2 protein-coding genes are annotated in these 2,644 nt (G+C 59.0%); both read right to left on the bottom strand.

Annotation, left to right across the window (positions count from 1 at the left end):
• Window positions 1-438: 438 nt before the first annotated feature.
• The gene (locus tag ACIQWO_RS27435) at window positions 439-2,034 is read right to left on the bottom strand and encodes a glycosyltransferase family 39 protein (protein ID WP_402830856.1); all 1,596 of its coding nucleotides are present in this window, start codon (window positions 2,032-2,034) and stop codon (window positions 439-441) included.
• A gap of 283 nt (window positions 2,035-2,317) precedes the next feature.
• A partial coding sequence (locus ACIQWO_RS27430) for an autotransporter domain-containing protein (RefSeq protein ID WP_402830855.1) occupies window positions 2,318-2,644 on the bottom strand: 327 nt, incomplete at its 5' end.

Below are 2,644 nucleotides of genomic sequence, written 5' to 3'. Positions count from 1 at the left end.
CCCCGGCCGAATTTCGTCGGGCTAGCGAACGTAGTTCAACCACCGGGGCCGTGAATCTCTAGACGCCAGTGGTACGAAAAAATTCGTCAGGTCAGTACATCGCGGAAGCCGTCACCAATAGGTACACGATTAAGCCGGCTCCTCACTCGGAGGCAACGTGCTACCAGTAGGCAAACGTGCGCAGCGGACCGCTGCCCGCCCAACTCCGTCGCAGGCTTGCATGACACAAGAAGGTACAGGGCGCGGAGGCATCCTCTGCGGTAAGCGACGAAATAGTCTTGTTGTCGCGTAGCCTTCCTTTGCGTCCGGCCAGCGCTTTGTGAACGTCGAATCGCTCTAGAGGCGCTACGTCTGAATCTGGCAAAGGTATCACGGCCCTTGCGTTTTTATAGTGCTGCAGAACGGCCCTAGGGTGAACCCTCTAAGTTGCGGTTGACATCAGTCCGGCGCGGGCCGTTGGGTCGGAGCCACTAACGCGACGCACAGACGCTTCTGCTTTTGCTGGGCTTGTCCATGGAAGGAGAATATAAGGTCCTCGGTCGAGTCGAGCTCTAGCGACGGCCACTTTTTTAGCACCGAGGTAAAGTCGGAATCTTCACAGCGCACGTCCGGCGTGCCGACGAGCAGCACTCCGTCGCGCCTTACACTCGCTTCGTCAATGCCGCGAGTGTAGATGTTGGGCCTTGTAGTGTTCGACCATGCAACGAGTAGGCGCGGATTACCTGGAACGTAAAACGTCAGCCAGTGCGAGAGCGGGTGGCCTCCAACGTAGCGCAACGGCGCACCGTACCGATCTCGCCAGCGTTGATCGAGTACGCTGCTCAACGTCTTCAAGCCCAGGAACTTCTGCCCAGCGTTCTTCACGTTAGCGCATAGGACGAAAGCGTAGATTACGACGACCCCGGCGGCAACACCCGCAAATCCTGCGATAGCGCGACGCACGACGACGCTCCGGCCCGGACCGGTGCCGGGCACGCACGCGACAAGCAACGCTGGCATCGGCAAGACAAAGGGCTGTATCCATTCCGTGACGCGCCCTCCTTCGACCATCGTGAAATACGCCAAAATTGGCACGAGTGGCAGCAGTAGTACCTGCACGAGCAGCCATAGTGGCGCACTCACCTCCGGCGAAGTTGGCCAATGCAACCGCACCCCGCTTAACCGCAAGACGATGGCGAGAACGGCCACCGAATAGAACGCGGATATTGCGGCTTTCAGCCCGCGCAGATTTAACCGCTCTCTAATCTGGTCGCCCACCCATCGGAACGCAGCGAAGTCATGATGAGCGAGCCACCAGACGTTGGGCAGTACGATGACCAGGAAAATCACCACCCCGAGTGCAAACAATGGGCTTCTGCAGCGGCACCGCAGCTTGGGCGAGATCAGCATGAGCGGCAATACCACACCAATCAGCGCAAACGTTGAATACTTCGTCATGGCAGCGAGGCCAGCCACGATGGCGAATAATGGCCACGCCGTTGGCGTGTCGAAGGTGGCCCGCACAAGCAGGTACAGCATCCACGGCCACAGCATGACGAGAAGATAGTTATCGTTGTACGGCAGGATGTCGATGTTTACTACGCCAGATACATTGAGGCTCAGCATTGCGAGCCAAGCCAGGTCGCGCCGAAACGTGAGGCGCAGCGCAAGTTGCCAGACCCCCAGCAGGCCGATAGCTACAGCGGAGAAGTGCGATGCGTACCAGTAGAAACTTTGCGCCGGGCCACTCAACTCTACCGCCGGCCAGAAGGCGAAGCCGGTCAGCCACGGATTTTTAGGCGTGCCCCATTCAGCGTTGCGTGCCCAATTCAGCGCTTCGACTGCGTCATATGGCACGGTCGGGTCGAGTATTCCGCTCACCAGGGTCCAGACCAGACTATAGAGCACGACAAAGGCTAGCGGCGCACGGTAGTGCGTCCATAAACTCAGCCCAACACGGGGACTAGACCAGGGCGCTAGTGCAGCTTCTCGGGACATCGCGGCGAAAGCGGGACCGCTTTCGGCGGAGTTAATCTGGGATTTAGACAATGTCATGACGGTTCTGCTTTCGCGGTGCGTGCGGGGGACGGGAAACTGACGCCGAACTCAGGTCCCGCTCCCGGAATTGGTGTGTGGCAGCGGCGGCGCGATATGACGAGTGATGTCGCATTACATGTCGTTTTGTTACGTTTTTTCCGTCCAGCAAAGGTCGGCGGGACCCGGCGCGCACCAGCGTTCCTTCGATGATCTAGACAAGGAACATCATGCCGCTCGAGTCGGCCGATTCACTCACGACTTGCGCCACCGCTTCGGGTCATCAGCGCGTAAAACTCACCCGTTAAAACAGATATCGGAAGTTGGCCGTGCCCCAATAGGTGGGGGCCTGGCCCTGTGTGGAGCCGTTGAGCATGACGTACGGCTTGCTTTGCTTGGTGATGGCAGCTTCAACCCCTGCCCCCAGTTGGAACCAGGTCTGCTTCAGGCGCGGACTCTCGAAATTGAACCCCGACAGCCCGATGACTTGCCCCGATGCGTCAGCATCGCGGTTTTCAAAGCGGTGGGCTAACGTCGTGCGACCCAGCAGGCTCACGGCGTCGCTCAGTGCCCAATTGGCATCAAGCCCCAGATGAGCGGTCGTCGCGTTACTCTTGCGCTGATCCCAGCT

This window comes from Pandoraea sp. NPDC090278 (assembly GCF_044772185.1).
Classification (GTDB): Bacteria; Pseudomonadota; Gammaproteobacteria; order Burkholderiales; family Burkholderiaceae; genus Pandoraea.
The sequence above is the reverse complement of the archived record's forward strand: the minus strand, read 5'-3'. Positions and strand labels throughout refer to the sequence as shown.

What these genes read in the sequence shown, in the direction of transcription:
- ACIQWO_RS27435 (WP_402830856.1), bottom strand. Translation starts at nt 2,034, where the DNA reads ATGACATTGTCTAAATCCCAGATTAACTCCGCCGAAAGCGGTCCCGCT.